The sequence below is a fragment of the Saccharopolyspora taberi genome, from assembly GCF_039534165.1.
In the GTDB taxonomy this organism is placed as follows: domain Bacteria; phylum Actinomycetota; class Actinomycetes; order Mycobacteriales; family Pseudonocardiaceae; genus Saccharopolyspora_D; species Saccharopolyspora_D taberi.
The window spans coordinates 1-708 of sequence record NZ_BAAAUX010000046.1 but is presented as its reverse complement, the minus strand read 5'-3'; the positions used below and the strand labels follow the sequence as shown (position 1 = coordinate 708).

1 rRNA gene is annotated in these 708 nt (G+C 56.9%); it reads right to left on the bottom strand.

Annotation, left to right across the window (positions count from 1 at the left end):
* Positions 1-708, bottom strand: a 23S ribosomal RNA gene (locus ABD691_RS33525); the annotation flags it as partial.

The following is a 708-nucleotide window of genomic DNA, read 5'->3' as shown; positions in this document are numbered from 1 at the left end:
ACTTGACCAGTGAGCTATTACGCACTCTTTCAAGGATGGCTGCTTCTAAGCCAACCTCCTGGTTGTCTCAGCGATCCCACATCCTTTCCCACTAAGCACACACTTAGGGGCCTTAGCCGGTGTTCTGGGCTGTTTCCCTCTCGACGACGAAGCTTCTCCCCCGCCGTCTCACTGCCACGCTTCACCCAAGGCGTATTCGGAGTTTGGCTGACGTCAGTAACCTGATAGGGCCCATCAGCCAACCAGTGCTCTACCCCACCCGGGAAACACGCAACGCTGCACCTAAATGCATTTCGGGGAGAACCAGCTATCACGGAGTTTGATTGGCCTTTCACCCCTACCCACAACTCATCCCCCAGGTTTTCAACCCTGGTGGGTTCGGGCCTCCACACGGTCTTACCCGCGCTTCACCCTGGCCATGGGTAGATCACCCCGCTTCGGGTCTGCACCACGCGACTCAACGCCCTCTTCAGACTCGCTTTCGCTCCGACTACCCCACACACGGGTTAACCTCGCCACGCAGCAGCAACTCGCAGGCTCATTCTTCAAAAGGCACGCCATCACCCAAAGGCTCTGACGGATTGCAGGCACACGGTTTCAGGAACTCTTTCACTCCCCTCCCGGGGTACTTTTCACCATTCCCTCACGGTACTATCCGCTATCGGTCACCAGGAAGTATTTAGGCTTAGCGAGTGGTCCCGCCAGATT